This is a genomic window from Caulobacter sp. FW305-C-30-S16, from assembly GCF_058783025.1.
This window is the reverse complement of record NZ_JBYSYH010000001.1, coordinates 1,089,431-1,110,876: the sequence shown is the minus strand read 5'-3', so window position 1 is coordinate 1,110,876 and position 21,446 is coordinate 1,089,431. Positions and strand designations below refer to the sequence as shown.

25 protein-coding genes are annotated in these 21,446 nt (G+C 67.3%); 6 read left to right on the top strand and 19 right to left on the bottom strand.

Annotated features, from left to right (window positions below; translation table 11 throughout):
- Positions 1-4: 4 nt before the first annotated feature.
- From ccoP to ccoN, 4 genes are read right to left on the bottom strand one after another with little or no spacing between them, the layout of a single operon-like run.
- Positions 5-874 (bottom strand): cytochrome-c oxidase, cbb3-type subunit III, encoded by an 870-nt coding sequence (gene ccoP, locus AC3WJT_RS05460; RefSeq protein WP_492342053.1) that lies wholly within the window; start codon positions 872-874, stop codon positions 5-7.
- Positions 871-1,026 carry a cbb3-type cytochrome c oxidase subunit 3 gene (locus AC3WJT_RS05455; RefSeq protein WP_492342052.1) on the bottom strand — a complete coding sequence of 52 codons (156 nt, stop codon included), beginning with the start codon at positions 1,024-1,026 and terminating at the stop codon, positions 871-873. Before AC3WJT_RS05455 ends, ccoP begins: the two co-directional genes overlap by 4 nt.
- 11 nt (positions 1,027-1,037) lie before the next feature.
- Positions 1,038-1,781: a cytochrome-c oxidase, cbb3-type subunit II gene (gene ccoO / locus AC3WJT_RS05450; RefSeq protein WP_492342051.1), complete on the bottom strand. Its 744-nt coding sequence runs from the start codon at positions 1,779-1,781 to the stop codon at positions 1,038-1,040.
- Between the two features lie 10 nt (positions 1,782-1,791).
- On the bottom strand, positions 1,792-3,435 hold the full coding sequence (gene ccoN, locus AC3WJT_RS05445) for a cytochrome-c oxidase, cbb3-type subunit I (RefSeq protein ID WP_492342050.1): 1,644 nt from the start codon (positions 3,433-3,435) through the stop codon (positions 1,792-1,794).
- Positions 3,436-3,558: 123 nt separating this feature from the next.
- Between ccoN and AC3WJT_RS05440 the strand changes: the two genes are divergently transcribed.
- Complete coding sequence (locus tag AC3WJT_RS05440) at positions 3,559-3,810, top strand: hypothetical protein (RefSeq protein ID WP_492342049.1); 252 nt, start codon at positions 3,559-3,561, stop codon at positions 3,808-3,810.
- Here AC3WJT_RS05440 and AC3WJT_RS05435 read toward each other — a convergent pair.
- The gene (locus tag AC3WJT_RS05435; protein ID WP_492342048.1) at positions 3,807-4,256 is read right to left on the bottom strand and encodes a hypothetical protein; all 450 of its coding nucleotides are present in this window, start codon (positions 4,254-4,256) and stop codon (positions 3,807-3,809) included. The genes AC3WJT_RS05440 and AC3WJT_RS05435 overlap by 4 nt on opposite strands.
- 81 nt (positions 4,257-4,337) lie before the next feature.
- Here AC3WJT_RS05435 and AC3WJT_RS05430 point away from each other — a divergent pair, with 81 nt between their 5' ends.
- Positions 4,338-5,081 (top strand): cyclic nucleotide-binding domain-containing protein, encoded by a 744-nt coding sequence (locus tag AC3WJT_RS05430; protein WP_492342047.1) that lies wholly within the window; start codon positions 4,338-4,340, stop codon positions 5,079-5,081.
- On the opposite strand, the gene AC3WJT_RS05425 is transcribed toward AC3WJT_RS05430, so the two are convergent.
- The 9 genes from AC3WJT_RS05425 to AC3WJT_RS05385 all read right to left on the bottom strand — a co-directional run bounded on the left by AC3WJT_RS05425 (position 5,078) and on the right by AC3WJT_RS05385 (position 12,353).
- Entirely contained in the window at positions 5,078-5,725 is a 648-nt protein-coding gene (locus AC3WJT_RS05425) for an OmpW/AlkL family protein (protein ID WP_492342046.1), read from the bottom strand. The two genes, AC3WJT_RS05430 and AC3WJT_RS05425, sit on opposite strands and share 4 nt — an antisense overlap.
- Before the next feature lie 213 nt (positions 5,726-5,938).
- Positions 5,939-7,048, bottom strand: coding sequence for a ferritin-like domain-containing protein (locus AC3WJT_RS05420; protein WP_492342045.1), 1,110 nt, complete (start codon positions 7,046-7,048; stop codon positions 5,939-5,941).
- 96 nt (positions 7,049-7,144) lie between these two features.
- On the bottom strand, positions 7,145-7,270 hold the full coding sequence (locus AC3WJT_RS05415; RefSeq protein ID WP_492342044.1) for a hypothetical protein: 126 nt from the start codon (positions 7,268-7,270) through the stop codon (positions 7,145-7,147).
- Between the two features lie 73 nt (positions 7,271-7,343).
- The gene (locus AC3WJT_RS05410) at positions 7,344-7,697 is read right to left on the bottom strand and encodes a response regulator (RefSeq protein WP_492342043.1); all 354 of its coding nucleotides are present in this window, start codon (positions 7,695-7,697) and stop codon (positions 7,344-7,346) included.
- A gap of 91 nt (positions 7,698-7,788) precedes the next feature.
- A complete protein-coding gene (fixJ, locus tag AC3WJT_RS05405) occupies positions 7,789-8,397 on the bottom strand; it encodes a response regulator FixJ (RefSeq protein WP_492342042.1) in 609 nt (202 codons plus the stop codon).
- The gene (locus AC3WJT_RS05400; protein WP_492342041.1) at positions 8,390-9,580 is read right to left on the bottom strand and encodes a sensor histidine kinase; all 1,191 of its coding nucleotides are present in this window, start codon (positions 9,578-9,580) and stop codon (positions 8,390-8,392) included. Before AC3WJT_RS05400 ends, fixJ begins: the two co-directional genes overlap by 8 nt.
- Before the next feature lie 56 nt (positions 9,581-9,636).
- On the bottom strand, positions 9,637-10,269 hold the full coding sequence (locus AC3WJT_RS05395) for a helix-turn-helix domain-containing protein (protein WP_492342040.1): 633 nt from the start codon (positions 10,267-10,269) through the stop codon (positions 9,637-9,639).
- 101 nt (positions 10,270-10,370) lie between these two features.
- The gene (locus AC3WJT_RS05390; protein ID WP_492342039.1) at positions 10,371-10,736 is read right to left on the bottom strand and encodes a DUF1330 domain-containing protein; all 366 of its coding nucleotides are present in this window, start codon (positions 10,734-10,736) and stop codon (positions 10,371-10,373) included.
- A gap of 120 nt (positions 10,737-10,856) precedes the next feature.
- Positions 10,857-12,353 carry a CoA-acylating methylmalonate-semialdehyde dehydrogenase gene (locus AC3WJT_RS05385; protein ID WP_492342038.1) on the bottom strand — a complete coding sequence of 499 codons (1,497 nt, stop codon included), beginning with the start codon at positions 12,351-12,353 and terminating at the stop codon, positions 10,857-10,859.
- A gap of 136 nt (positions 12,354-12,489) precedes the next feature.
- Between AC3WJT_RS05385 and AC3WJT_RS05380 the strand changes: the two genes are divergently transcribed.
- From AC3WJT_RS05380 to AC3WJT_RS05370, 3 genes are read left to right on the top strand one after another with little or no spacing between them, the layout of a single operon-like run.
- A complete protein-coding gene (locus AC3WJT_RS05380; RefSeq protein WP_492342037.1) occupies positions 12,490-13,179 on the top strand; it encodes a TetR/AcrR family transcriptional regulator in 690 nt (229 codons plus the stop codon).
- Positions 13,169-14,491, top strand: a complete 1,323-nt coding sequence (locus AC3WJT_RS05375) for an FAD-binding oxidoreductase (protein WP_492342036.1) — start codon at positions 13,169-13,171, stop codon at positions 14,489-14,491. Before AC3WJT_RS05380 ends, AC3WJT_RS05375 begins: the two co-directional genes overlap by 11 nt.
- Positions 14,491-15,321, top strand: a complete 831-nt coding sequence (locus tag AC3WJT_RS05370) for a DAPG hydrolase family protein (protein ID WP_492342035.1) — start codon at positions 14,491-14,493, stop codon at positions 15,319-15,321. The genes AC3WJT_RS05375 and AC3WJT_RS05370 overlap by 1 nt, the downstream gene beginning before the upstream one ends.
- Here AC3WJT_RS05370 and AC3WJT_RS05365 read toward each other — a convergent pair.
- Positions 15,311-15,670, bottom strand: coding sequence for a hypothetical protein (locus AC3WJT_RS05365; protein WP_492342034.1), 360 nt, complete (start codon positions 15,668-15,670; stop codon positions 15,311-15,313). The genes AC3WJT_RS05370 and AC3WJT_RS05365 overlap by 11 nt on opposite strands.
- 71 nt (positions 15,671-15,741) lie before the next feature.
- Entirely contained in the window at positions 15,742-16,791 is a 1,050-nt protein-coding gene (gene selD, locus AC3WJT_RS05360; protein ID WP_492342033.1) for a selenide, water dikinase SelD, read from the bottom strand.
- Between the two features lie 92 nt (positions 16,792-16,883).
- Here selD and mnmH point away from each other — a divergent pair, with 92 nt between their 5' ends.
- Positions 16,884-17,948 (top strand): tRNA 2-selenouridine(34) synthase MnmH, encoded by a 1,065-nt coding sequence (mnmH, locus tag AC3WJT_RS05355; protein WP_492342032.1) that lies wholly within the window; start codon positions 16,884-16,886, stop codon positions 17,946-17,948.
- 122 nt (positions 17,949-18,070) lie between these two features.
- Here mnmH and AC3WJT_RS05350 read toward each other — a convergent pair whose 3' ends face one another.
- From AC3WJT_RS05350 to AC3WJT_RS05340, 3 genes are all read right to left on the bottom strand, one after another.
- Positions 18,071-19,306, bottom strand: coding sequence for an acyl-CoA dehydrogenase family protein (locus tag AC3WJT_RS05350; RefSeq protein WP_492342031.1), 1,236 nt, complete (start codon positions 19,304-19,306; stop codon positions 18,071-18,073).
- Positions 19,307-19,339: 33 nt separating this feature from the next.
- Positions 19,340-20,146 (bottom strand): SDR family oxidoreductase, encoded by an 807-nt coding sequence (locus tag AC3WJT_RS05345; protein WP_492342030.1) that lies wholly within the window; start codon positions 20,144-20,146, stop codon positions 19,340-19,342.
- Between the two features lie 137 nt (positions 20,147-20,283).
- The gene (locus AC3WJT_RS05340; RefSeq protein WP_492342029.1) at positions 20,284-21,423 is read right to left on the bottom strand and encodes a glutathione S-transferase family protein; all 1,140 of its coding nucleotides are present in this window, start codon (positions 21,421-21,423) and stop codon (positions 20,284-20,286) included.
- Between the last annotated feature and the right edge of the window lie 23 nt (positions 21,424-21,446).

Below are 21,446 nucleotides of genomic sequence, written 5' to 3'. Positions count from 1 at the left end.
TACTCTACTGACCTGAGTTGGCATGGATGTAGACGGCGAGAGCCTTGATGGTCTCGGGGCTGAAGCGGTGGCCCCACGCCGGCATGACGCCGCCGCGACCGTTGTTGATCTGGCTGGTAATCGAGGCGCGATCCGAGCCGAACAGCCAGTCGCTGTCGGTGAGATCGGGCGCGCCGACCGACTGCATGCCCTTGCCGGCAGGCCCGTGGCAGCTGGCGCACTGCTCGGCGAACAGCGGCGTTGCGCGGGTCACCGCCGCAGCGGCGGCCTGACGACCGGACAAGGCGACGACGTACTCGGTCAGGTCGGCCACCTGGGCCGGCTTGAGCAGCTGGTCGCGGCCAAAGGCCGGCATCTGGGACATGCGCGCCTGATCATCGCCCGAGCGGATGCCGTAGGTGATGGTCTGCTGGATGTCTTCCAGGGTTCCGCCCCACAGCCAGACGTCGTCCCGCAGGTTGGCGTAACCCTTGGCGCCGCCGCCGCCCGCGCCGTGGCAGGTGGCGCAGTTGTCGCCGAAGATCGAGGTTCCGACCTGGAGGGCGTACGCCTGCAGCTCGGGGTCGCTTTCAATCTGCGCCAGCGAGGCCGTCTTCAGCTTCGCGGCGCCGGCCCCGCGGACGGTCGCCAGGTCGCTGAGCGCCCGGCTGACCTGGGCCCGGTCGGACTGACCCAGCAGGCCGTGGGTGTAGTTTGTCAGGCCCGGCCAGGAGGGCATCAGCACCCAGTAGCCGATCGAGTAGGCGATGCAGGCGTAGAACACCCAGAGCCACCAGCGCGGCAGGGGATTGTCCAGTTCGCGGATACCGTCCCATTCATGGCCGGTCGTCTCGACACCGCTGTGTTCGTCTTTTTCGCGAACGGGGTGGGTCATTGATCGTCCTCCTCGAGAGGCAGCTGTGCGGCGCGAGCGAACTCTTCCCGGTTCCTTGGCCAGAAGGCGTAGGCGCAACCGCCCAGGAAGATCAGCCCGAAGTAGATGAGCCCGCCCTGCTGGGCGAAGGTGGCGACGGATTCGTAGGTCATCGTCACCGCTCCTAGCGCTGGTTCGCAGGCGCGTCGGCCTGGTAGGTGCTGAAGTCGACCATGGTGCCGAGCATCTGCAGGTAGGCAATCAGCGCATCCATTTCGGTCAGACGCTCCGGGTCGCCGTCGAAGTCGCGGTTGACCACCTTGGCCCCGTAGCGCTTGCGCAGTGCGGGCGCGTCCGAGGAGAAGGGATCAGCCTGGGCCTGCACATCGGTCAGGGTCTGATCGATCTGCTCCTGGGTGTAGGGCACCCCGACCGCCGTCATCGCCTTGACCCGGGCCTGGAGATCCAGGGTCCGCAGGTCCTTGGTCGCGAGGAAGGCGTACGGCGGCATCAGCGATTCCGGCACCACCGAGCGGGGGTTGACCAGGTGGTCGCGGTGCCAGTCGTCCGAGTACTTGCCGCCAACGCGGGCCAGATCCGGCCCGGTGCGCTTGGACCCCCACTGGAACGGGTGGTCGTACATGCTCTCGGCGGCGAGGCTGTAGTGGCCGTAGCGTTCAACCTCGTCCCGCAGCGGGCGGATCATCTGCGAGTGGCAGGTGTAGCAGCCCTCCCGGATGTAGATGTCCCGGCCGGCCAGCTCAAGGGGCGTGTAGGGGCGAACCCCCTCGACCTTCTCGATCGTGTTCTTGATCCAGAACAGCGGCGCGATTTCGACCAGGCCGCCGATCGAAACGACGACGACGATGCCGATGATGAGGAGCAGCGAGTGCCGCTCCAGGTTTCCGTGATGTTTCCACAGGCTCATGGCGCGATCCTCAGGCAGCTGCCGGGAGCGGCGCGGAAAGCGCGTCGCTGGTTTCGACGGACGGCAGCCTGACCGTGCGCCACAGATTGTAGATCATGACGAGGGTGCCGGAGAGGAACATCAGGCCGCCAACCGTGCGGATGATGTTTTCCACGTGCTTGGCCGAGACCGTCTCGATGAAGCTCCAGGCGAGGAAGCCCTGCGGCGTGTATTCGCGCCACATCAGGCCTTCCATGATCCCGGACACCCACATCGCGCAGATGTAGAGAACGATGCCGGTGGTCGCGATCCAGAAGTGCCACTCGACCAGGGTGTTCGAGTAGAGCCGGTCCTTCTTCCACAGCCAGGGCACCAGGCAGTAGATGGCGCCGAAGCTGATGAAGCCGACCCAGCCCAGCGCGCCGGAGTGCACGTGGCCGATGGTCCAGTCGGTGTAGTGGCTCAGGGCGTTGACCGCCCGGATCGACATCACCGGACCTTCAAAGGTCGACATGCCGTAGAAGGCGATGGCCACGACCATCATCCGCACGACCGGGTCGGTGCGCAGCTTGTCCCAGGCCCCCGAGAGGGTCATCAGGCCGTTGATCATGCCGCCCCAGCTGGGCATCCAGAGCATGATCGAGAACGTCATCCCGAGGGTCTGCGCCCACTGCGGCAGGGCCGTGTAGTGGAGGTGGTGCGGGCCGGCCCAGATGTAGATGAAGATCAGGGCCCAGAAGTGCACGATCGACAGGCGATAGCTGTAGATCGGCCGCCCGATCCGCTTGGGCACGAAGTAGTACATGATGGCCAGGAAGCCGGCGGTCAGGAAGAAGCCGACCGCGTTGTGGCCATACCACCATTGGGTCAGGGCGCTCTGGACACCGCCGAACAGCGGAACGCTGCTGTGGTTCAGGATGCCGACCGGCACGACCAGATTGTTGACGATGTGCAGCAGCGCGACCGTCACGATCATGGCCAGGTAGAACCAGTTGGCCACATAGATGTGCGGCTCCTTGCGCTTCCAGATCGTGCCCAGGAAGGTGAACAGGTAGCCGACCCAGACGACCGTCAGCCACAGGTCCACAACCCATTCCGGCTCGGCGTATTCCTTGCTCTGCGTGATGCCGGCCAGATAGCCGACCGCCGCCAGAACGATGAACAGCTGGTAGCCCCAGAACACGAACCACGGCAGCACGCCGCCGAAGAGGCGCGCGCGGCAGGTCCGCTGGACCACATAGAAGGAGGTGCAGATCAGGGCGTTGCCGCCGAAGGCGAAGACGACCGCCGAGGTGTGCAGCGGGCGAAGGCGTCCGAAGTTGAGCCAGCCGAAGTCCGAGAAATAGAAGATTTCCGGCCAGGTCAGCTGCGAGGCGACGACCACCCCGACCAGCATCCCGACCGCCCCCCAGAACATGGTGGCGATCACCCCTGCACGGACGACGCCGTCCATATATTTGGACGCGTCATTGTTCAGCAGGCCGCCGCTCATCGCCGCATTCAGCGCGAACCCGCCGACGACCGCGGCCGCGACGAAGATGTAGGCCTGCAGCTGGAACAGCGGGTCGTCGGACATCGCCGCGCCCACTGCGAACAACAGTCCGATAAAAACGGTGCTGATCAGCAGGATCGGCCCGTCGAGCGATCCTCCGCCCGGCTTCGATACATGTGTCATGTTTTAGCCCCAAGCTATCTTGTTGTTCAGCTAGGGCCGCGACAGGGGAGTCGCGTTGATCTGCATCAAGGCCTTGGGCGCGCCCGCGGGGAAAAGAAAGCGGTGCAACATCAGGAGTCGAAGATGTCCGTCCGCGCCTTGGCCAAATCCGCCCAGCTCGAGCTGGTCACCCTGCACGCAACCATCGGAGCCCTGGTGCTCTGGGTCGGTGTTCTGGTCCGCGAGTGGCCGCAGCTGGTCACCTATGGCCGCCTGTGCGGCGAGCCGCAGAGCCTGTTCGGGCACTGCCCCATGTGCTGGCCGGCGGCGGCGCTGACGGTCGTGTCCATGGCGGGTCTGACGTTGCTGGCCGCCCGCGGCGACCGGCGCGCCTAGACCGTGGCGCTTAACAGCGTGGACCGTGCGCTGTGGCGCCCCCGGCCGAGCGCCTGGAGCAGCGCCGTATCGCCGGTCTCGATCTGTACGGTGAGGCCGCGACAGCCAAGGGCGCGGGCGACCTCGCGGAGGCTCTCCGCCAGCGCCCTGACCACCGGCCGGCCGTCGAGGAGGGCGAAGGACGCCACCTTCTCGACCCACAGGCTGCGACCACCCTGCAGATTTGTGCGCACGGCGAACGGCGCCAGTCCGACGAGCCGACCGGCGGCGTCGCGCGCCAAGAGCGCGCCGGCAGCGCCTGCCGGATGCGCCGTCCATCGGCGGGCCGTGGCGCGCCACCGCGCCGGCGTCAGATCTGGAAACGTCAACCGCGCCAGCCAGAACGCCTCGTCGATCTCACCCGGTGAGAGACGTGTGATGCTTACTTTGTCGAGACGTGTGTTCATGCTGGAAGCGAGGCTCGCAGCCTCGACGCTCCGGATCGTTGATCTGCGTCAAGCTGTTGATTCTACCCGGAGTCCCCGCCCATGATCGCGCATGTCGAGGCCTGTCCCAACGAGGGCCGGGCCAATCCCTGCAGCCAGTGCAGCGCACGCCGGCTGAGCGTTTGCGGCGTGCTGGCCGACGAAGGCCTGCAGCGGCTGTCGGCCATTTCGGAGCACGACACCTTCGAGACCGGCGACATCCTGGTGCGCGAGGGGGACCCCGCCACCAACCTGTTCAACATCACGGCGGGTTCAGTGCGCGTCTACAAGCTGCTGCCGGACGGCCGCCGCCAGATCGTCGGCTTCCTGTTCGCGGGCGACTTCCTGGGCCTGGCGACGGGGGATCGCTACGCTTTCTCGGCTGAAGCGCTATCGACAGGCTCGGCCTGTCGCTTCCACAAGAAGGCCTACCGCAAACTGCTCGGCTCGCTGCCGGATCTGGAAACGGCCCTGCTCGACCGTGCGTCCCACGAGCTGCAGGCGGCGCACAACCAGATGCTGCTGCTGGGCCGCAAGACGGCGGTGGAGCGGCTGGCGTCGTTTCTGATGGATCTGTCGCATCGCGACCGGCGGGCGGGCGGTGAGGGCCGGATCATCCTGTTGCCCATGACGCGCGCCGAGATCGCCGACTACCTCGGTCTCACGACTGAAACCGTCAGCCGGGTCACCTCGCGCCTGAAAGTGCGCGGGGTGATCCGGCTTTTGACGTTGCATAGCCTCAGCATCGAGAAACCGGCAGAGCTTGCGACCCTGGCCGGCCTCGATGCGAGTGACGCGTCAGTCTAGAACTTGCGTCCCAGGCCGACCGAAACGACCATCGGATCCAGCGTCACCGAGGAGCGCAGGGCTCCGTTGTTGATCCGGGCGTCGGTTTCGAAGAACACCTTCTTCACATCGACGTTCACCGACCAGGGGCCGGTCAGGGCGATGTCCGCACCCGCTTGCAGCGAGTAGCCGAAGCCGTCCTCAAGATCGACCTTGAAGCCGTTCAGGTCTTCACCGCTGTAGAACAGCATGTAGTTCAGACCGGCGCCGATATAGGGGCTGAACCGGGCCGCGGGCAGCGGATGATACTGCACCGACAGGACAGGCGGCAGGACCCAAGTTTCATGCACGGCCGTGTCGGTGGGGGCCGTCGTGGCCGAAACCGTGTGCTGCGACGTGCCGAGGATCAGCTCGACGGCGACCTTGTCGGTCAGGAAGTAGGAAATCCCGAGGCTCGGGATGGTGTCGTTGTCGACCTTGACGTCCAGGCCCGTGTCGACGCCGGCGGCCGTGAAGATCGCGCCGGACTCGTCCGGGGCCACCGAGGTGGCGCGGAAGTCGACCAGCCAGGTCCCGGCGGTCTTGGGCTGGAATTCCTGGGCCGCGGCGACGCCGCCGGCGGACAGGACAGCGGCGATGACCGCAGTGGCGACCATGTTTTTCATCTTGGTATCCCCTAGCTCTTGGTCCGGCGCTGTTGTTGTGCAGGACATGATCTTCAATATCCGACCTGGCGATCGAAGCCCTGACGTGGATCAATTGAGCGTTCGACGTCGCCGAATTCTTCAACCCGCCGCCTTGCGGATGACGGCGCGCAAAAAGAGGCCCCCGCGCCGGAGGAGCTCGGGGGCCTGAAGTCGGAGGTAGAGGTCTAAAGACTATTCAGCGGCCATCAGGCGGGGCGTGACCGGCAGGGGCTTTTCGAGCGTCGCCCAATCAATGAGTCCGTCGTGCACTTCGTCCTCGAACCGCAGCACGCCGAGCGCCTCGAACTTGGGCCGCACCGTCTCGGTCAGCAGACCGATCCGCTTGAGATTGGGGATCATCCGCGCGAACAGGAAGTCGCGGAACGCGCCGCCGGCCATGGCCTTGTGGTTGATCTCGCGCGCTTCCTCGAGCGTGAAGCCGTACTCCTGTGGGACGTCCACGCTGAACAGGCGCTCGCGCATGATCACGCAGGCCTCGTAGGCGAACTGGGCCCGCTCCTCGATCTCATGCTCGGGCAGCGCCCGGATCCAGTCCTCGAGATAGTTGACGCCGAACGCCACATGGCGGCCCTCGTCGCGCTGGACCAGCTCCAGGATCTGCCTCAGCAGCGGATCGCGAGTGCTCTGCGTCATGGCCTGGAAGGCCGCCAGGGCGAGGCCCTCGATCAGCACCTGCATGCCGATGAACTTCAGGTCCCAACGCTCATCGGTCAGCACCTTGTCGAGCAGCAGCTTGAGGTTCGGGTTGATCGGATAGACGATCTTGCAGCGCTCGGTGAGGTACTTGTGGAACACCTCAACGTGCCTGGCTTCGTCGAACGTCTGCGACGAGGCGTAGAGCTTGGCGTCGTAGGTCGGGGCGCAGCTCACCAGCTGGCTGGCGACCAGCATGGCGCCCTGCTCCCCGTGCAGGAACTGCGACAGGGTCTGGGCATGGCTCCGCCAGGCGAAGTCGAGCTTCTGTTGCGGGGTCAGCGCCTCATACTTGGGGTGCCCGGCGAAGGCATTGCCGGCGGGATCGTTCGGCGTCTCGCTGTGCGGAAACGGCGTGTCCCAGTCCACGTCCAACTGGGCGTCCCAGTTGAACCGCTTGCCCAGTTCGTAGAGCTTGCGGATGCGGGCGTTGGCGTCCTGGTAGTCCCAGTTGTAGGAGCCGGTGAGGGGCGTGCGGAAGATCTCGCGGATCACCTGCACGTCGTCCGACGTCAGCTTGTGGGTCAGTTCGTTGTCGAACTCGCGGACGTCCTGCGGCGGTCCATCCACCAGCGTCACGTTCAACATGGCTTGTCTCCCCAATGACCCGCACGAAAGTGACGGGGGCGTCATTTTTGACTTGTGAAAAACGCCGGACGGGACATCCCGGCCGGCGTCTGGCGATCAGCGCGAGAGATTGGTCCAGGTCGACACGACGCCCAGCGTCAGGCCGAAGGTGATAAAGCCGACGACGACCATCACCAGATAGGCCTGATGGGTGGTTGGCAGTGTCGAAATGGTCTCAAGCATGGTCTGGCTCCCGATTGAACGGAGCCAGTAAACGCTCCGGCGGGCGAGCCGATCATTGACCTGGATCAACGCTCTAGCGGCGGAGGGCCGCGCGGATCGCGGTCACCAGGGTGTCGCCCAGAAGCGGCTTTTCAATCAGCGTCGCGCCCAGGGCGCGCGCGCGGGCGCGGACCTCGCCGCTGGCGTGGCTTGTCACCAGAATCGCCGGCAGATCGATTCCATCGGCGATCAGCCGGCCAAGCAGGTCCAGCCCGTTCGCCGTCGGCAGGCGATAGTCCAGCACCAGGCAGGCGTCGCGGGTCGGCAGACGGTCCGGCAGGACGGTGTCGGCGGATCGGTGGGTGATGACGCGCAAGCCGTCGAGCTCGAGCGAAAACCGCAGCGCCTCAAGCAGGTGTTCGTCGTCATCGACGACGATCGCAGTCAACTGGCCAGCGGACACAGTTCCGCGCTTCGCATCCATGCGCGGAAGGATCGAGGGGCGGGACGGGCCCGGCCTTGATCTATCTCAAACGGCTTCAGTATCCGGCGATCAGCGCCATACGGACCAGTTCGGACAGGCTGGCCGCCTGCATCTTGGTCATCAGGTTGGCGCGGTAGACCTCGACAGTGCGGGGACTGATGCCCAGGTCATGGGCGATCACCTTGTTCTGCTTGCCGCTGATGACGCCGCGCAGCACCTCCCGCTCGCGCGGCGAGAGCTCGCTCAGCCGCACGGTGATCGCCTGGCGCTCGGGGTCGCCTCCCGCGGCCGTCGCCGTATTGCGGTCCAGGGCGATGGCGATGGCCGCAAGCAGGGTCTCGTCGTCGAACGGCTTTTCGATGAAGTCGATCACGCCGGCCTTCATGGCCTCGACCGCGAGCGCAACATCGCCATGGCCCGTGATGACGATGACAGGATAGTCGTGCCCGGCCGCCTTGAGCGCCCTGACCAGATCCAGACCGGTCATGTCCGGCATGCGGATGTCCGTGACGACGCAACCCAGCGCCGGGTCGGGAATGGTCTTCAGGAAGGCCTTGGCCGAGGCGCTGGAACGCGCGCGCAGACCGGCCGTGTCGAGCAGGAACACCAGCGAGTCCCGCATGGCCTCGTCGTCATCGATGATGTGCACCAGACGGTCAGTCATGCTCGCCAAGGTCCTCCGGGCGCACCGCGCGCAGGGTGAAGCGGAAGATCGCCCCCGCCTTGTCGCCGGATTCGACCCAGATCCGCCCGCCATGCGCTTCAACAATGGTTCGGGAGATCGACAATCCCACACCCATCCCCTGCGGCTTGGTGGTGAAGAACGGTTCGAACAGTCGTTCGACGACATCCGGATTGATCCCGGGTCCCGTGTCGCTGATGGCCACCTCGACCATGCTGTCGCCGGTCGGCGCGGCCGATACGGTCAACTCGCGCCGGTCTGAGTGCTGCATCGCCTCGATGGCGTTGCGCATCAGATTGACCAGCACCTGCTGGATCTGGACCTTGTCGGCGAGCACCAGATCAACGCCGCTGTCGATCCTGTTGCGGACCCGAACGCCACGCTCCGCCGCGCCGATCAGCGCCAGGACGCCGGCTTCCTCGATGATCTTGGGCAGGTTCTCGATTCGGGGCTCGGACTCGCCGCGGGCGACGAAGTCGCGCAGCCGCCGGATGATCTGGCCCGCGCGCAACGTCTGGTCGGCGGCCTTTTCCATGGCGTCGCGCAGTCGCGGGAGATCCGGCGTATCGGACTCCAGCAGGCGCCGGCAGCCCTTCAGATAGTTGGCCGCCGCCGACAGGGGCTGGTTCAGCTCGTGGGCCAGGGCCGACGCCATCTCGCCCATCGCCGTCAGTCGCGAGACATGGACCAGTTCCGACTGCAGATCCTGCAGACGGCGCTCGGTCTCCTGGCGCTCGGTCAGATCGCGCACGAAGCCGGTGAAGTAGCGCCGGTCGGCCGATTTCATCTCGCCGACGGCCAGCTCCATCGGGAACGTCGAGCCGTCGCGGCGTTCGCCCACCACGACACGGCCCAGGCCGATGATCCGCCGCTCGCCCGTGGCGAGGTAGCGCGCCAGGTAGCCGTCATGGGCGTCGTGATAGGGCTGCGGCATCAGCATGCTGACGTTCCGGCCGACGGCCTCGACCGGCGTCCAGCCGAACAGGCGCTCGGCCGCGGCGCTGAACGACTGGATGACGCCATGTATGTCGATGACCACCATCGCGTCCGGCACGGTGTCGAGAATGGACTGCAGATGCGCTTCACGCTCGCGCAGCGTCGTCAGAGCCTCAAGGGCCTGCTCGGGGGTAACTGTCGGATGGGTGATGTCGCTGCGGTCGGTCATGGTCGCCTGACCCGACTATACCCTCGCGGGTCGCCGGGTCGAGGCGCCGTGAGCGATCAGGCGGCCAGACGCGTGATCGCCTGCTGATTGCGGATCCGGAAATGGCGCAGGGCGTCGAATTCCACCACCGAGTCGGCCTGCAGCTGGCTGAGCATGCGGGAGACAGTCTCGATCGTCAGACCGAGGTAGTCCGCCATGTCCTGCCGGCTCATCGGCAGATTTCCAACGCCGTTCGTGCGGCCGACGATATCGAGCAGGAAGCTGGCCACCCGCTCGCAGGCGGTCTTGCGGCCCAGCATCAGGACATGTTCCTGGGTCCGGTCGAGTTCGCGGACCGTCGCGTCCCAGATCATCCCCCGCAGCGCTTCTTCCGCCACGTCGCCGCGCAGGGCCGAACGCTTGACCGAGAGAACTTCACAGTCGGACAGGGCTTCAGCCGAATACCGGTGGTCGGGGCCGGTCTCCAGGCCGAACACGTCGCCGGGAAAGTAGAACTCGCCGACCTGGCGGCGGCCGTCGCTGAGCAGGCGGGTCGTGCGCACCGCGCCGCGGATGACGCGATAGACGCGTTCGACCGGCTCGGCCTGACCATAGATTTCCGCGTCCTTGGCGAACGCTTCCCGCGCTCCGAGACGCTCGATCGCGTCGATCGCAATGGCGGGGTTTTGAGTCGCTGAAACTTCAAACATGTGAGACGCCCCTCAGGATGCAGAAGGAGTAGGGCGTCTCTTCGGACCCCGACATTCGGGTCCTTCACCTAAGGGATTCTACGTAGTCGCGAGGACTTCGCCTAACCCTTCACCGTCTCGATCAGCAGCTGGCCCTCGAGGCCCGCATCGCGGTGGACGTGGATCGCTGCATAGTCCGGCGACGAGGTGATCGCCGCCATGGCCTTGAACGACGGGTACATCATGATGCCCACGGCGTCCCAGACGCCCTCGACCTCGCCGATCAGCAGGCCGCGGACACGCCCCGAATAGATCAGCGTACCGCCGGCTTCGGCGACGAGCCTGGACATCGCGCGGCCGTACAGCGTGTAGGCCTCCCGGCCGGTCAGGGTGGTCTCCCGCCCGTCGGCGTAGACCGCCTTCTCCCGGAACTTCAGGAGGTTCACCATGTAAATCGGCTCGCCGTCGTCGCGCTCAAACGCAGCCATCTGCTGGTCCCGGGTCGGACCGGGTGCGTTTGCGACATGCATCGGGAGATCTCCTGAAGTGAGACCCCAGATTATCGCCGCCGCACAGATTATGGCAACCACCGTGCCGTTAGTTTTCCGTCAGGCCATCGTCGGGATGACGAACGACGAGTCGCCGACCTCACCCTCGGGCCAGCGGGCGGTGATCGTCTTGACCTTGGTCCAGAACTTCACCCCTTCCATGCCGTGCTGGTTGGTGTCGCCGAAGGCGCTGCGCTTCCAGCCGCCGAAGGTGTGGTAGGCGACCGGCACCGGGATCGGCACATTGATGCCGACCATGCCGACCTGGACCCGGCTGGCGAACTCGCGGGCAGCGCGGCCGTTGCGGGTGAAGATCGCCACGCCGTTGCCGTACTGGTGCTTGCTCGGGAGTTCGACGGCTTCCTCGAAGCTCTCGGCGCGGACCATCTGCAGCACCGGGCCGAAGATTTCCTCGTGATAGGTCTTCATGCCGGGCTTCACGCCGTCGAAGAAGCTCGGGCCGATGAAGAAGCCCTGCTCGAAGCCCTGCAGTTTGAAGTCACGGCCGTCGACGACCAGTTCGGCGCCTTCGTCCTTACCGATCTGGATGTAGTCGGCGATCTTCTGGCGGTGGGCGGCGGAGACGACCGGGCCGTACTGGGCCTCCAGGTCATTGCTGACGCCGACCTTGAGCGTCTCGATCTCCGCGACCATCCGCTCGCGCAGCTCATCGGCGACCTTCTTGCCGACCGGGACCACCACGGGCAGCGCCATGCAGCGCTCGCCGGCCGATCCGAAGGCCGCGCCGGACAGGTCCTTGACCACCTGATCGAGGTCCGCGTCGGGCAGGACGATGCCGTGGTTCTTGGCCCCGCCCATGGCCTGGACGCGCTTGTTGTGCAGCGTGCCCTGCGAATAGACGTAGTGGGCGATGTCGGAGGAGCCGACGAAGCTGACGGCCTTGATGTCGTCGTGCTGCAGGATCGCGTCCACGCTGACCTTGTCGCCATGGACGACGTTCAGCACGCCGGCCGGGGCGCCGGCCTCCATCATGAGCTCAGCCAGGCGGACCGGGACCGAGGGGTCCTTCTCCGAGGGCTTCAGGATGAAGGTGTTGCCGACCGCGATGGCCACGCCGAACATCCACATCGGGATCATGGCGGGGAAGTTGAACGGGGTGATGCCCGCGACCACGCCCAGGGCCTGGCGCATCGAATAAACGTCGATGCCGGGCCCCGCGCCCTCGGTGTATTCGCCCTTCAGCACATGGGGGATGCCGCAGGCGAACTCGATCACCTCCAGGCCGCGCTGGATGTCGCCCTTGCTGTCGGCGATGACCTTGCCGTGCTCGCTGGAGAGCAGCTCGGCGAGGTCCTGCATGTTGGCTTCGACCAGCCGCTTGAACTCGAACATCACCCGCGCGCGGCGCTGGGGATTGGTCGCCGACCAGGCCGGGAAGGCCGCCTGCGCCGCCGCGACCGCAAGGTCCAGCTCCGCCGGGGTCGCCAGCTGGACCCGCGCCTGGACCTCGCCGGTGTTGGGGTTGAACACGTCGCCGAAGCGGCCGGACGAACCGGTGAACGTCGCGCCGTTCACGAAGTGGCTGATGTCACGCATGGCGGTCTCCCTGTTGCCGCCGGGGTATCATCCGGAGCCGGTCCGTCCAAAGCCCGAAAATGCGTCCGATGGTTCCAGACCCCGGTCCTCCGGCCAGAAGATTGACACCCTGTCATTATTGACATTATGTCATTTGATGGATCCTTCGCCCGCTCCCCCGGCCTTCGACAAGCGCGCCCGGACGCGCGACCGGCTTCTCATCGCGGCCCAGTTGCTGCTCGCCGAGCAGAGCGCCGGCGCGCTGGGCATCCGCCAGATCGCGGTCAAGGCGGGCCTCGTTCACGGCAGCTTCTACAACTACTACCCGGACGTGCCGGCGCTGATCGAGGACCTGTCGGCGTTGCTGTTCGCCTCGCACGCCGCCCTCGTTGCGGGCCTGCGGAACGTCGCGGACGACCCCGCGGCGACGTTCGCCCGGGTCACCCGACAGACCCTCCGGCTGATTCCGGAGGGCGATGGCTACGGTCGGCTGCTGTTCGACGCCGGACTGCCGGTGGACCGGTTCGTCTCGGGCCTGCGCGCCGCCATGGGCGCCGACATCGCGGCCGGCGTTCGGCGCGGGATATTCACGGTCGACGATCTCGATGTGGCGATCAGCCTCGTCGCCGGCGGCATCCTGGGCGCCGCGGTCGATCTGCACCGGGGGGCGCTTCCTGTCTCGGCCATCGAGCCGCTCACCGCCCGTCTGCTCGAAAACCTCGGCCTGCCGGCGGCGGACGCCCGCCGCCTGGCCTTCGCCGACATCGCGTTCATCGCGCCGCCGCCCCTGCCCCTTCGCTGGCAGGACGTGCCGTCGCCGTTCCGGGAGGCGCTCCGTGCCACATGACCTGATCGCCTTCCGACGCGGGGACCTCGGCTACGAGGCCGCCCGTCGCGCCGCGTCCTTCAACGCCCGTCTGCCGGACCGCTTCCCCGAGATCATCGTCCAGGCCCGTGACGAGGCGAACGTCGTGGCCGCCGTGACCCTGGCCAACGCCAACGGCTGGACGATCGGCGTGCGGTCCGGAGGTCATAGCTGGGCGGCCAACCACATCCGCGACGGCGGCATGCTGCTGGACGTTTCCCGGCTGAACACGGTCGAGGTCGACGCCGGGGCGATGACCGCCCGGGTCGGTCCCGGGTGCGAAGGCAATGCGATCAACAGCCTGCTGGCGAAGAAGAAGCTGTTCTTCCCCGTCGGCCATTGCGAGAGCGTCTGCCTCGGCGGCTATCTGCTGCAGGGCGGATACGGCTGGAACAGCCGTGTACTCGGCAACGCCTGCGCCAATGTCATCGGCGTCGACTATGTCGGCGCGGACGGGATCGCCCGGCACGCCAGCGCGGAGGAGAACCCGGACATGTTCTGGGCCGCGCGCGGCTCCGGCCCGGGCTTCTTCGCGGTCGTCACACGGTTTCACCTGAAGCTTGCGCCCCGGCCACGGGTGATCGGCGCGAAGGCCGCCTTCTACGGCATCGAGCATCTCGAGACGCTGGTCCGCTGGGCGCACGAGGTCGGGCCGCGCGTGCCGGACTCGATCGAGCTGATGATGCTGGTGTCGCGCAAGACCGACTTCGTGAAGGGCGCGGGGATCACCGTCGTGGCCCCCGTGTTCGCCGACAGTCTGCGGCAGGCCTGGCGGGATCTGGCCTTCATGAAGACCCTGCCGCCCGGCGCGAGGCGGAAGACGCCGTTCCTGCCGACCACCGTCAAGGCGATGACCCGGCAGGTCATGGGCCACTATCCGGCAGACTGGAACTACGCCGTCGACAACATGTGGACGCACGCGACCCCGGACCAGTTGCTGCCCGGCATCCGCCGGATCGCCGAGACCCTGCCGGTCGCGCCCTCGCACATGCTCTGGATGAACTGGGCGCCGCCGCCCGGCCGACCCGACATGGCCTATTCGCTGGACGACCAGACCTACATCGCCCTCTACGGCGTCTGGAAGGACGAGGCAGACACGCTGAAAGCCTCGACCTGGGCACGCGACAACATGGCCGCCATGTCGCCGCACTCGACCGGGGTCCAGTTGGCTGACGAGAACCTGGGGGCCCGGCCCGCGCCGTTCCTCGCCGAGGCCAACATGGCGCGGCTGGACGCCCTGAGGGCGAAGCACGATCCGGCGGGCCGGTTCCACCCCTACATGGGACGGGTCTGATGGCGCTTCATCTCGGCTGGAGTGAGAACGATCTGGCCACCCTGCCCTGGGCCAGGTTCTGGAATCCGCAGCTGGCGCCCCTGCCTGAACGGGCGCGCCGCGCGCTGGAGCGGGGGCAGCTGGCCCCGCCGATGCTGACGCCGCTCGCCGAGGCGGGCCCGGGCCTGATGGGCGATGGCGAGGGACTCGAGGACGGCTACGCCCTGACGCCCGACGGCGGCATGAGAGTCGCCATCCTGACCGAAATGCCCGGCGTCACGCCGGCGATGATCGACTGGTGGTTCGGCTGGCACGGCGATCAGGCGGCCAAGTACAAGCTGTGGCATCCGCAGGCGCATGTGCATGTCGCCTGGCAGGACGAGCCGCCCGCAGGCCGTGAGGGACGGGCCCGCTATGTCGGCCAGACCTCGATCGTCGACGAGTACATCGGCAGCCGGCTCCTCAAGGGCGCGATCCGGTTCGTCGATCCGGCAAGCCTGGGGTTCACCGATGCGCGGCTGGCCGACCCCGAACAGGCGACGATCGTCTGCGCCCGCACAGGGCTCGCGGGCGGTCCGCTGGACATCGGATGGCTGGCCCACAGCGTCGTCCGGACAGGTTCCGGCAGCGTCATGCGCTCACGCTTCTGGTTCGGCGGCGGCCATATCGCTTCGCGCGGGGGTCCGGGCGGGTGGATCGCGCAGGCGATGGCCAAACGGTTCCTGCGGTTCAGCGAGAGCGAAGCGCGGGCGCTCCTGACTCACTGCGCCGAGGAGATGCAGCACCTGGCGAGCTTCCTGCCGGCGCTTTACGCCGCCGAAGCGGGCGCGGCGTCGACCGCTACTGCGTGACCGTGTAGCGGCTGGTCCCCCCGGCGGCGACGTTCATCCGCTGCTTGGCGTCACCGACGCCCATGGCGCCGGCGGCCACGTCCCAGCATCCGGCCGAGACCTGGAACTGGTAGCTGCGGCCCTGCGGGATCGACACGCCGTCCGGCAGCCGGTTCAGGCCGTAGGTCGAGGCGTTGCAGTCGGAGATCAGCACCACGCCGAGCGGCTGGCGCGTCTGGTTGACGACCGAGATCACGCCGGTCGGCTCGCCGGGCCGGATCAGCGGCCCTCCGGTGATCATGCCGGCGCAGCCCGAAAGCAGGGCGGCGGCGGTCGACAGGGCGAGCGTCAGACGAGCGATACGGATCATGGCAGGGACCTCCCGGGTTTGCCCCAGCGTGGGCCGCCTCCGCCGCCTTCACATCCCTTGAAAGGGGGTAGTCAGCCGGCCGAGACGCGCACCTCGGCTGCGCCGCTGACCAGCCGTCCGACCGTCCGCGACGCCGAGAATCCGGCCGCCCTGACCTGGGTCAGCACCGCCTCGGCCCGGTCGGCGGCGACCGCGATCAGCAGTCCGCCGCTGGTCTGGGGATCACAGAGGATATCCCGCCGCCAGTCGGGGAAGCCGTCCGGCAGCCGCACGGCCTCACCATAGCTGGCCCAGTTGCGCGTCGAGGCGCCGGTCCGAACGCCGCCGGTCGCCAGCGCTTCGACACCGGTCAGCAGGGCGGGAGCGTCAGCATCGACCTCGGCGGCGAGACCCGCGCCACGGCACATCTCCAGCAGGTGGCCCAGCAGGCCGAAGCCGGTGACGTCGGTGACGGCATGGACGCCCGGTGTCGCGCTGAGCGCCGCGCCGACAGTGTTGAGCTGGGTCGTCGAGGTGATCATCGCCTCATAGCCGCCCGCCGGCATCCGCTCCTGCTTGAAGGCGGCGCTCAGGATCCCGACGCCGAGCGCCTTGGTCAGGATCAGCACGTCGCCGGCCTTCGCGCCGCGATTGGTCAGCACCCGGTCCGGATGCACCAGGCCCAGGGCGACCAGGCCGTAGATCGGCTCGACGCTGTCGATCGAATGGCCGCCGGCGATCGGCACGCCCGCCGCCGCGCAGACGGAAGCGCCGCCGGCCAGGATCTGCTGGATCGTCTCGACGGGCAGCCGGTCCACCGGCATCCCGACGAGCGCGAGAGCGAAGATCGGCGTCGCCCCCATGGCGTAGACATCCGACAGGGCGTTGGTCGCGGCGATGCGGCCGAAATCGAACGGGTCGTCGACCACCGGCATGAAGAAGTCCGTGGTCGCTACCAGCGCCTGCTGGTCGTTCAGCCGCCAGACCGCCGCGTCGTCGGAGGTCTCGGTTCCGACCATCAGGTTCGGAAACACCGCCGCGGCGGGGGTCTTGGAGAGAATCTCGCGCAGCACTGCCGGCGCCAGCTTGCAGCCGCAGCCGCCGCCATGGGCCAGGGAAGTCAGTCGCACGGGTTCGGACACGGGTGGTATCTCCGGGAGGGACGCCGCTTCATATTGAACGATGGACGCGAAGTCCCCTACAGCGGTGGGCCAGAAGGCGGGAACAGGTATTCATGTCGCGCATCCAGCCGGTCCAGAGCGCCGAGTCCGCCACCCGGGCCATGTTCGGAACGATCATCGATGTGCGCAGTCCGGGGGAGTTCGCGCTCGACCACCTGCCGGGCGCGATCAATCTGCCGGTGCTGACCGACGCCGAACGGGCCGAGGTCGGGACAATTTATGTCCAGGAGTCGCGGCTGAAGGCCAACCGCATCGGGGCCGCCCATGTCGCCCGCAACATCGCCCGCCACCTCGACACCGTGCTGGCGGACATGCCCCAGACGTTCGCGCCGCTGGTCTACTGCTGGCGTGGCGGGTCGCGGTCGGAGTCGATGGCGACGATCCTGTCGCGCGTCGGCTGGCGGACCAGCCTGCTGGTCGGGGGCTACAAGACCTATCGGCGGCATGTCCAGGCCCGGCTCTATGACGAGACCTGGCCGCTCAACCTGGTGCTGCTGGATGGCGACACGGGAACCGGCAAGACGGAAATCCTGACAGCCCTCGCCGCTCGCGGCGTCCAGACCCTGGATCTGGAAGGCATGGCCGGCCACCGCGGCTCGCTGTTCGGCGGTTTACCGGGCCGGCCGCAGCCGAACCAGAAGGGCTTCGAGTCGTCGCTGCTCGTCGCCATGGAGGCGCTCGATCCGGCACGGCCCATCGTGGTCGAGGCGGAATCCAGCCGGATCGGCGACCTGATGGTCCCGCCGGCCCTGTGGGCGCGCATGCTGGCGGCGCCGCGGATCGAGATCTCGGCCGAGCGGCCCGAGCGCGCGCGCTATCTGGTGCGCGCCTACAGTGACATCACGGCCCGACACGACCTGATCGAGGCGATGCTGGAACGCCTGCCCGTTCACCCGAGCCAGAAGCGGCTGGAGGGGTGGCGCGGATGGCTATCCTCAGGCGACTACGCCGCGCTGGCGGAGGCGCTGATGGAGCTGCACTACGACCCCGCCTATCGCCGCGGCCGCCGCAAGGACGGTCGCGCGCCGATGGCGGAGATCGCGCTGGAGCGGCTGGACGGGGTGAACTTTGGTCAAGCGGCGGACCACATCACCCAGCTTGTCGAGCCGAAGTCATAAACTGTCATCCCGGCCGCAGCGTAGCGGAGAGCCGGGACCCAGATTTGGCATGGATTCAATCTGGGTCCCGGCTCTTCAGCCCGCTGATGCGGGCTTCGGCCGGGATGACAGGCATTGGGTGCCTAGAGCAGGTCCCCGCCGCAGGCGCCGGCGGTGGTGCCGGTGGCCTGGAAGGCCTTGATCACATTGCGGCCGGTGGTCCAGCGGTGGACCTCGTCCGGACCGTCAACCAGCCGCTGGCTGCGGATGTGGGTGTACCAGCGGGCCAGCGGGGTATCCATCGAGTAGCCCAGCGCCCCGTGCAGCTGGATCGCCGTGTCGACCACCCGGTGCACCATGTTGGCCAGGTAGACCTTGGCGATGCCGTTCTCCTGGCGCAGGTCCAGGCCCTTCTCCGCCTTGTAGGCGATGTGCAGCAGCATCAGGCGGGCGATGTAGATGTCCTGCGCGCAGTCGGCGAGCATGAACTGGACGCCCTGCCGCTCATGCAGCGGCTTGCCGAAGGTGGTCCGCTGGGTGACGTGAGCCACGGCCAGGTCGAGGGCGCGCTGGGCCATCGAGACGTTGTGCATGCCGTGACGCAGGCGGCCGTAGGCCAGGCGGTGCTGGCCCATGTTGAAGCCGTTGCCCTCGCCGCCGAGCAGGTTCTCGGCCGGAACGACCAGATCCTTGATCTCGACCTCGGAGTGACCACCGCCCAGGACGTGCGAGAGCGGGCCTTCAGCGGCCATCGTCTCGATGTCGCGCACGATGCGGTAGCCGGGGTTGGGCAGCTCGACGATGAAGGTCGAGAACTGCTGGTGCCGCGGCGCGCCCGGATCGGTCTTGGCCATGACCAGGGCGATGTCGGCGACCGAAGCGGCCGAGGAGAACCACTTCTCGCCGTTGAGGACGTAGTTCTCGTTGCCGTCCTTGACGGCCGTGGTCTGCATGCCCGTGGCGTCGGCGCCGGCGGCCTTCTCGGTCATCGAATAGCAGATGCGCTTTTCGCCGTTCAGCAACGGCTTGAGGAACTTTTCCTTCTGGTACTCGGTGCCGTGCGCCAGCAGGGTCATCATGGTGGCGTCGTCGGGACCCTGGGTGTTCATCGACAGGGCGCCGAGATAGCTCTCGCCCAGCTCCATCTGCACCAGGGCGTTGGCCAGCGGGCCGAGGCCCATGCCGCCGTGCTCGACCGGAATGAACGGGCACCACAGGCCCTGGGCGCGGGCCTTTTTCCGCAGCTCGCCGAGGATGGTCTTGTAGTCGCCGCCGGCCAGCAGCGCCTTTTCAGCCGGTCGGCACTCATCGTTGACCCACTGACGGACCTTTTCGCGGATGGCCTTGGCCTCCGGCGGAATCTCGAAGTCGATGGACATCGGTTTTCTCCCTGTTGTTCTTTTTTTTGTGATCTAGCTGAAGGCTGCGGCGGCGAAGTTGCCCAGGGCGTCGCCCGCGCCGTCGCCGCAGCCCGAGCCGCCGTCGACCGGCAGGATCGCGCCGTTGATGTAGCGGGCGGCGTCGGAGCTCAGGAACAGGGCGGCCTCGCCGATCTCGTCCTTCGTCCCGTAGCGGCGCATCGGCACGCGGGCCTTCACCCGCGCCTCGGCCTCCGGCGTGGTGGCCAGACGGGCCATGCCCTCGGTGTCGGCGATCGGTCCCGGCGAGATGGCGTTGACCCGCACGCCGGCGGGTCCCCACTCCAGCGCCAGACACTGGGTCAGCATGTTGATGCCGGCCTTGGCCGCGCAGACGTGGGCCTGGAACATCGAGGCCCGCGTGGCCTGGCCCGCCGTGATCGAGATCAGCGAGGCGCCCGGCTTGCGCAGGAACGCGAACGAAGCGCGCAGCACGTTGAAGGTGCCGATCAGGTCGATGTCGACGACGGTCTTGAAGCCGTTGGCCGACATGCCCAGCGCCGGGGCGACGAAGTTGCCGGCCGCGCCGGAGATCACCGTGTCGATGTCCCCGAACCTGTCGTGTGTCGCCTTCAGCGCGGCCTCGACGGCGGCGTAGTCGCGCACGTCGGCGGCGATGCCAATGGCCCGGCCGCCGTTGATCTCCGCGATCTCCGCGGCGGCGATGGCGATCTTCTCCGGACTGCGGCTGATCAGGGCGACATTGGCCCCTTCACGCGCGAAGCAGCGGGCGATGCCCAGATTGATGCCGCTCGATCCGCCCGCGACGAACAGCGTCTTGCCGGCCTGACTGTTTCCCATGGTGTCTCTCCCTGTTGCCCCAATGATGAGGGGGCGCCCCATGGGAAGACAAGCGCGAGGGTCCGCATTGACGTCAGGGATTTGAGTCCGTCGACCCGAGCGTTCCCGCGCAGGCGGGGACCCAGCAACTGAGAATGTCAGATCGGCGCGGTCCAGACTTCCAGCTGGTTCACCCGCTCCACGCGGCGGCTTGTCTTCAGCGTCGCCAGATCGGCCAGGCCGGTTTCCGACAGCAGCGCATTTAATTCATCGCTGTCGCCGATCGCATCCTGGGCCTTCTGGAGCAGCCAGAGGCGATAGGGCATGACCCCGACCTCAATGGTCTCGCCGCGCCAGTCGAACGCCACACGGCCGATCACCCGCTCGGAGGATCGCGCCAGGCCGCTGGTCCCGGGCTCGAGCTCCGGCCGCTCCGCCAGCCAGGCGTTGGCGAAGCCGACATAGGCGCGGACCTCCGGCAGATAGTCCTCGGCCACAAACCGCAGCAGGGCCTTGAGCGTGTCCGGCACGCCGTCCTCAGGAAACAGGTCGGGGGCAGGATAGCCGTACTCGCCGCTGTCGAGATCGGCGGCGTTCATTCGCTCGACCCAGCGCCAGACCCTGTGCGCCTTGCGTTTCATCAGGTCCGCCGGGAAGGGATCCCGACCGAGGTGGGCGTACAGCGGCGCGATCAGGCCGTAGTCGCCGATGGTTGGTCGCCCGCCCAGCAGGTAGGGCGAATCGGCCAGATGGGCGTCGAACAGCGCGAGGAACGCCTCATAGGCCGCCTCGACGCGCGGAATGGACGCCTCGGACACCCCGAAGCTGTTCATCGCCTTGCGCATGCGCTGGGCGGCGAACTGGAACACCGCAGCGCCTTCGGACGGATCCGCGCCCGGCGCGGCGAGACCCGCCGCGAAGTCCAGCCCGACGAACGGCTGGTTCACCGCGTCGAAATTCCAGCGGTAGTGCATCGCCGGGCGCAGCATCCCCTCCCCGCCGAACAGTTCGAAGATCTGGCCGATCAGGCGGTGGCGCGGCGTCTGCGGGAACGTCGGCCAGCGGGCGAGGCCATCGGCCTCCAGGCGCTCGATGATCGCCGACCCGTCCTGGATCAATTCGCCGTCGCTCGCTTCCAGAACGGGAATGATCCAGCGGCCGATCTTCGGGACGATTTCTTCGCGAAAGCGCGGCTCGCCGGCCGCGCGGTTTTCGAAGGGGACACCGTTCTTGATGAGCCAGCTGCGGGCCTTGGCCGTGTAGAGCGACCCCGGCGTGCCGTAGAGTCTGTAGGTCATGGCCGTTCCCCCGTGCGTTGGGC